The sequence below is a fragment of the Streptomyces sp. NPDC002044 genome (assembly GCF_040296725.1).
GTDB lineage: Bacteria > Actinomycetota > Actinomycetes > Streptomycetales > Streptomycetaceae > Streptomyces > Streptomyces antarcticus.
Map to the genome: position 1 here is coordinate 1 of NZ_JBEOXU010000230.1, position 6,571 is coordinate 6,571.

Annotated in this window: 8 protein-coding genes; 5 read left to right on the forward strand and 3 right to left on the reverse strand. The window is 72.7% G+C overall.

The window, feature by feature from the left end; genetic code table 11:
* A partial coding sequence (locus ABT106_RS30320; RefSeq protein WP_351283804.1) for a PP2C family protein-serine/threonine phosphatase occupies window positions 1-1,579 on the forward strand: 1,579 nt, incomplete at its 5' end.
* Window positions 1,580-1,582: 3 nt separating this feature from the next.
* Here ABT106_RS30320 and ABT106_RS30325 read toward each other — a convergent pair.
* Together ABT106_RS30325 and ABT106_RS30330 are read right to left on the reverse strand one after the other, a co-directional pair.
* Window positions 1,583-2,317 (reverse strand): hypothetical protein, encoded by a 735-nt coding sequence (locus tag ABT106_RS30325; protein ID WP_351283807.1) that lies wholly within the window; start codon window positions 2,315-2,317, stop codon window positions 1,583-1,585.
* A 1-nt stretch (window position 2,318) separates the two neighbouring features.
* Entirely contained in the window at window positions 2,319-2,864 is a 546-nt protein-coding gene (locus tag ABT106_RS30330) for a hypothetical protein (protein WP_351283809.1), read from the reverse strand.
* A 213-nt stretch (window positions 2,865-3,077) separates the two neighbouring features.
* Here ABT106_RS30330 and ABT106_RS30335 point away from each other — a divergent pair, with 213 nt between their 5' ends.
* Together ABT106_RS30335 and ABT106_RS30340 are read left to right on the forward strand one after the other, a co-directional pair.
* Window positions 3,078-3,581: a hemerythrin domain-containing protein gene (locus ABT106_RS30335; RefSeq protein ID WP_351283812.1), complete on the forward strand. Its 504-nt coding sequence runs from the start codon at window positions 3,078-3,080 to the stop codon at window positions 3,579-3,581.
* Between the two features lie 64 nt (window positions 3,582-3,645).
* Window positions 3,646-4,539 carry an oxygenase MpaB family protein gene (locus ABT106_RS30340; RefSeq protein WP_351283814.1) on the forward strand — a complete coding sequence of 298 codons (894 nt, stop codon included), beginning with the start codon at window positions 3,646-3,648 and terminating at the stop codon, window positions 4,537-4,539.
* Here the strand turns inward: ABT106_RS30340 and ABT106_RS30345 are convergent.
* Complete coding sequence (locus tag ABT106_RS30345; protein WP_351283823.1) at window positions 4,509-5,348, reverse strand: class II glutamine amidotransferase; 840 nt, start codon at window positions 5,346-5,348, stop codon at window positions 4,509-4,511. The two genes, ABT106_RS30340 and ABT106_RS30345, sit on opposite strands and share 31 nt — an antisense overlap.
* 254 nt (window positions 5,349-5,602) lie before the next feature.
* On the opposite strand from ABT106_RS30345, the gene ABT106_RS30350 reads away from it, so the two are divergent.
* Both ABT106_RS30350 and ABT106_RS30355 read left to right on the forward strand, forming a co-directional pair.
* Window positions 5,603-5,899 (forward strand): hypothetical protein, encoded by a 297-nt coding sequence (locus tag ABT106_RS30350; protein WP_351283817.1) that lies wholly within the window; start codon window positions 5,603-5,605, stop codon window positions 5,897-5,899.
* Window positions 5,900-6,021: 122 nt separating this feature from the next.
* The gene (locus tag ABT106_RS30355; RefSeq protein WP_351283820.1) at window positions 6,022-6,453 is read left to right on the forward strand and encodes a VOC family protein; all 432 of its coding nucleotides are present in this window, start codon (window positions 6,022-6,024) and stop codon (window positions 6,451-6,453) included.
* Window positions 6,454-6,571 lie beyond the last annotated feature (118 nt).

Below are 6,571 nucleotides of genomic sequence, written 5' to 3' on the forward strand. Positions count from 1 at the left end.
AGCTGGCGCTCGACTTCATGAGAAGTCCCAGTGCCATGATGCAGGCCGTGAGGGCGCGGAAGCCGTCCAGCGGATCCTGGACGTGCTGTCCGGCACCGCGATCCTGCTCACGCCCCTGCGCGCGCCGTCGGGGGAGGTGGCCGACTTCCTCATCGCCGCCGCGGCACCGGACTCGGTCGACATCGCCGGGCGCCGGGGCGGTGACCTGGTCGGCCGCCGTGTCCTGGAGACGTACCCGACGGTGGTGGGCACCCCGCTGTGGAAGGGGTACCTGGACACCCTGGCCACGGGGACGGCGTACGAGGGCGAGCCCTTCACATACGAGGAGGTGGCCGCCGGACTGCCCAAGCGGTCCGTCTTCTCGGTCCGGGCCGCGAAGCTCGGGGACGGCCTCGTCGTGTCCTGGATCCGGCACGACGCCGGCGAGCGCGAGGCCCGCCGGCTCGCCGACATGCAGCGGCTCGGCAACCTCGGGTGGGCGGCCTGGAGCCTGCCGGCCGACACCGCCGGCTGGTCCGAGCAGGTCTACGCCGTCTTCGACCGCGATCCGGCCCTGGGCCCCCTCCGGCTCCAGGACCTCCCCTCGCACCTGGTGCCCGAGGACCTGCCGAGGATGCGTACGGCCGTGCGACGGCTGCTGGAGCGCGGGGAGCCCGTCGACCAGCCGTTCCGCGTCGCCGTCCCGGACGGCGTACGTCACCTGCGGCTCGTCGCCGAGGCGCTGAAGGACGCCGACGGCACCCCCGTCGAGGTGCACGGCTTCTTCCAGGACCTGACCGCGCAGCGCGGCACGGAGCTGGCACTGCTGGAGAGCGAGCGCTCCGTCCTCGTCCACCGGGGCATGCTCCAGGCCGAACACGCCCTCGCCGCCCGGCTCCAGGACACCCTGCTGCCGATCCCGGAACAGTCACTGGAACTCGCCGGACTGCGCATCGACGTCGCCTACGTGCCCTCCGAGAGCGGGGTCAACGTCGGAGGCGACTGGTACAGCGCCATCGAACTCCCCGACGAGAGCGCCCTCTTCGTCGTCGGGGACGTCGCCGGCCACGGCCTGGCGGCCGTCGGCACGATGGCCCAGCTGCGGTTCACCACGAAGGGGATGACCGTCACGGGATCGGCGTTGCCCGATGTCCTGAACAGGCTCAACACCCTCCTGCTGCACACCGTTTCGGACCCCGTCGGCGCCACCGCCACCATGGTCATGGCCCGCTACCAGCCCTGGGACCGACGCCTGAACTGGGTACGGGCCGGGCACCTGCCGCCCCTGCTCCTCCGGGGGGAGGAGGTGAGCTTCCTGCCGCAGCCACAGGGCAGCCTCCTGGGCGCCACCCCCGACTCCGCGTACGACCAGGCCATGATCGACCTGCTGCCCGGCGACCACCTGCTGCTCTACACGGACGGCCTCGTGGAAGAGCCGGGCGAGGACATCGAAGCGGGCCTCGCCCGCCTGGCCGTCCTCGCCCGGCAACTGCTGAGGGACGGCCGGGGCGAGACGCTCGCCCGCACCCTGGCCGCCCTTCGTCCCGGTCACCGGGACGACATCTGTGTCCTGGACATCCACGTCCCGGACCATCCCTGACCCTCAGGTGTCGAGCAGCCGGTTGATCAGCGACCGGTAGGCCCGCAGAGCCTGCCGGAGGTCCTCCGTGGCCACCTGCTCACCGCTGTCCCACTGCTTCTCCAGCCGGCCCCGGTGGTCGGCCAGGGTGCCCGCGAAAGCCTGCATGACCTCGGCCACGAGGGTGTCCGCGGACCTGACGGCCTCCCGCGGGTCGTCCACGAAACGTCCCTGGATCTCGGTCCAGCTGGTGCGGTAGCCCTCGGCCTCCGCGGTACCGAGGAGCGGCTCGGCCTCGCCGTCCGCCGCGGTGTCACCCGGAGGTCCGGAGGCGCGGGGCACAGCGCCCTCCGCGGTGTCACCGGTCCGGTTCTCCTCGGGCCGGTGGGCGTCGGCCTCGGCGGACCGGGCCTCGTCGGCACGGTGGGCGTCGGCCTCCGCGCTCCGTATGCCGTCGCCGCGTACGCCGTCGCCGAAGGTGTCGGGGCGCGAGGGGTCGCCGGTGGCCTCGCCCGGGTACACGGCGGTGTCACGGCCCGTGCCGATGCCCGTGCCGGTGCCGGTGCCGATACCCGGCTCCGTGCCAGGCTCCGTGCCCGTGTCAAGGCCGGTGTCAGGACCGGTGTCGCGGCCCGCTTCACGGCCCGTCCGGGGCTCCGTTCCGTGGCCCGTGACCGGGGCCTGAGCCGGGTGGGCGAGGTCCTCGGTGGTCAGGACGGGCTCGGTGGCCCGCTGCGTGTTCTCGTCACGGTGCTGCATGTCAACGGCTCCTCTGATCGGAAAGCAGTTCCTCGAAGAGGGCGCGGTAGTGGACCATCGCCCCTCGGAGCTCCTCTGTCGTCGCCTCTCCCGCCCCGCTGCGCACCTTGACCGCGTGGGCGGCCCGGTACTCCTCCAGCGTGCGCCCGTGCTCCACCGACAGGTCCCGGACCTGTCCGCTGTACCCCTCGTCGGTGGGGTAGCCGCGCTCGCCCATCAGCCGGGTCACCAGCTCGTCGGCCTCGGCCACCGAGCCCTGCGGGTGATCCACGAACTGCTGCTGGACACCGCTCCACTCCTGCGCGTAATGGTCCCGGCGCTCGGCCGACAGCTCCTTGATGTCGAGGCTGTCGTGCCGTTCCTCCCGGGCGCGCAGATCGCGCTCGGCGGCCTTCCGGCCGCCCTGTTCCTCGACCGTGCGCTCGTACTCCGGCCCGAACCGCTCGCGCAGGTGGCGTCGCCGCGCCAGCGCCCACAGCAGTGCCGTGAGCGCGATCACCACGACCACCGCCACGACGATGACGGCTATCAGCGTGTTCGATGACATCTCGCGCCTCCATTCGGGGGCTGTTCGTATTCGTTGACGCGGCTGCCCCCACCACCCCCGCACAAACCCGAATTCCGCTGCCACACGGGCCGAAGGGCCAGCGGACCCCCGGATCGTCGGTACGGGGAGGGCCCGCGCCCGACGCCCGGGGTTTGAACCGGCCCTCACCGAGCACGCGCCACTCGACGGAACACCCACGGAGGAGGCTGCGGCATGACCGCCCAGAAGCAGCAGGACCAGGACGTCGTCGAGATGATCCTGAAGGACCACCGCACCATGGAGGACCTGTTTCGCCGGATGCGGAGCGTGGAGTCGGACCGGGCGGCCGCCCTCGCGAAGTTCTCCGCGCTGCTCATCGCGCACGGCGAGGCCGAGGAAAGCGAGGTGTACGGCGCGCTGAAGCGGTTCAAGGACGTCGACAACGAGGAAGTGGAGCACGGTGCCGAGGAGCACGCCGAGGGGAACGAGGCGCTGCTCGCACTCCTCGAAGTCTCCGAGGTGGGCTCCGACGCGTGGGATGCCCGGCTGGAGGACCTGGTCAAGGCGGTCTCCCACCACCTCGACGAGGAGGAGCGGACGATCCTCAACGGCGCCCGGGAGAACGTCCCCGACGAGCGCAGGGCCGAGCTGGGCGCGGCCTTCCTCAAGGCGCGGGAGGAGCACCTGTCGGCCGACTGCGGCAGCGTCGAGAACGTGCGGAACCTCGTCGGCACGTGACGGCGTCGGCTGCGCGTCCCGCGCGGAGCGGGTGAACCGGGAGGCGGCGGGGCAGAACAGGAGTATGGACGAGCCCGCCGCCCGTGGCGGCCGGAACCTGAGGGAGCGACTCGGAACGACGCTGTTCACCCGGGTCGCCGGACCCGGCGGTTCGGCCAACCGGGCCCGCATCCACGGCGCCCCCGGACCCCGCTGGTTCGGCCCCGAGCGGCCCATCCGCACGGTCCACGGCGACGCGTCCATGTTCATCGGGGGCCTCAGCGCCCTCCTGCTCCAGTCACTGCACCCGCTGGCCATGGCAGCCGTCGCCGCGCACTCCGGTTTCCGCGGCGACCCCTGGGGACGGCTCCAGCGCACCAGCACCTTCCTCGCCGTCACCACCTACGGCACCGCGGCCGACGCCCAGCGCGCCGTGGACCGGGTCCGCGCCGTCCACGAGCGGGTACGGGGAACCACCGCCCGCGCGGAGCCGTACCACGCGGCCGATCCGCACCTGCTGGGCTGGGTGCACGCGGCCGAGGTCGACAGCTTCCTACGGGCCCACCAGCGCTTCGGCGCACACCCCCTGGACGCCGCCGGCTGCGACGCGTACCTCGCCGACACCGCCCGGGTGGCGTCCGCCCTGGGGATCGCCGACCCGCCCCGCGACCGCGCCGGGCTGACCGCCCGGCTGGCGGCGTACCGGCCCGAGCTGCGCGCCACCCCCGAGGCCCTCGACGCGGCCCGCTTCATCCTGCGCCACCCGCCGCTGCCCCTGGCCGCCCGGCCGCCGTACGCGCTGCTGGCCTCGAACGCGGTCGCACTGCTCCCGCCCTGGGCCCGCACCGCGCTCGCGCTGCGCACCGCCACCGGCCCGGGGGAGACCTGCGTACGCCTGAGCGGCCACGCCGTCACACGGACGATCCGCTGGGCGATGACGCCCCCGCCTCAGCCGGCGTCGGGGATGAAGGGGAGGTAGTCCGTCTCCGGGTGGGAGGGGAGCACGGTGTAGCTCGCCTCGGGAAGCTCGTTCCACACGCCGGGCAGGTCCCCCAAGGGCTCGGACACCACGATCCGGGTCTCGTCGGAGACCTCGCTGAGGTAGTCCAGCTCCGGGTACAGGTGCCGGACGGTCTCGGCACGGCTGCTGTAGAACAGCGACCGCGACTTTCCCTGGCTGGAGTACCGGAAGGCCCACACCCGCTCGCCGTCGCTCACGGCCACGGTCATCTGCAGCGGCTCCGGAACGCCGTGCTCCTTGCCGAGGCGCTCCACCAGCCCCGCCATCCGGGCCACCGCGGCGGGAACGTCCTGGTCGAGACCGAAGGTGACGGCGAGGTAGAACATCACCTCGGAGTCCGTCGACCCCTCGATGGAGGGGAACAGTGCCGGATCGACCGCCATGCACAGGTCGCGCTGGAGCCGGTGGAAGTCCGCGATGGCCCCGTTGTGCATCCACATCCAGCGGCCGTGCCGGAAGGGATGACAGTTGGTCTGCTGGATCGCCGAGCCCGTCGAGGCGCGGACGTGCGCGAAGAACAGGGACGAGCGGACGTGCGCGGAGAGCTCCCGCAGGTTCCGGTTGTTCCAGGCGGGCCCGATGTCGCGGAACACCGCCGGTGTGCCGTCGCCGTCGGCGCCGTACCAGCCGATGCCGAAGCCGTCTCCGTTGGTCGACTCGACGCCCATGCGGGCGTGCAGGCTCTGGTTGATCAGCGAGTGCTCCGGCCGGTAGAGCAGGGCGTCGAGCAGGATCGGCGAACCCAGATAGGCGAGCCAGCGACACATGCGGACCATCCCCTTCAGAACCTGGTCCCGAGCCTAACCCGGCCGCGGACGCGGCTCCCCCCGACGGGCCGGAACGAACGCGCGGGCGGGACCCCGGGTCAACCGGGGTCCCGCCGCGGCCGCCGCGCCGGTGAACCGGTGCACCCGGCCGGGTGACGGCGGCCCCCACGGCCCGTCCGGCCCGCGGGGTGCGCGGTAGACCGGCCGGGACCGCACCGCCCGGACCCCGGCCGGCTCCTGAAAGAGGTAGGCGCATGAATCGACGTATGGCGACGCTGGCCGGGACGGCGGCGGCCGCCGCCGCGCTCGCGTTCCCGGTGCACGGCACCGCGTACGCGGCCCACGGGATCCTGATCGTCGACGGGGTGTCCCACCGCGAGCCCGTCGGCTGCTTCCCGCTCGGCGACTTCGTTCCGCCGGTGGTGTCCAACTACACGGCGGCGGCCGTCGCGGTGTGGTCCGGCCCCGACTGCTCGGGGCGGGTCGAGCACTTCGTCGACCCGGGCGAGACCTACCGGCCGAACGGGAACAGGAGCGTCTTCGTCTCCTGACGCCGGCCGGCGCGGACCCGGACGGGAACGGACCGGATTGGCGTTTCGGCGTGCGCGTCGGCGGTGTCGTGGGAGACGGTGGACCTGCCGGGGCTCTCCGGCGTTTCTGAGGAGGTTCTTCCGTGAACTGGACGCTCGAAGTCGTTCCCGTACCCGTCGCCGACATGGACCGGGCCAAGGAGTTCTACGCCGACAAGGTCGGTTTCAAGGTCGACCTCGACGACGAGGTCGCCCCCGGGATGCGGATCATCCAGCTGACCCCTCCCGGTTCGCGCTGTTCCATCGCCATGCTCCACGGGATGCCCGCGGCGCCCGGGACGAAGCCGATGGCGCCGGGCACGCTGCAGGGCCTCCAGATCTGCGTCACGGACATCGACGCGGCCCGCGAGGAACTGGTGGCCCGGGGCGTGGACGTCTCCCCGGTGCGGCACGTCGGCGCGACGGGCTGGGAGGACGGCAAGGGCGACACCTGGAACTCGTTCATGACCTTCGAGGACCCGGACGGCAACGGCTGGGTGGTCCAGGAGGCCCCGTCGGAACTGTCGGAGCGCTGAGGCCCGTCGGGCAGGTAGTTGGACAGACCCGCTCGGAGACCGGGAGGTCCGAGTACGGGCCGTCGTCGCCACCACCGCCGTCCGGTATCCCGGCGAGGACCCCGAAGAACAGCGCCGT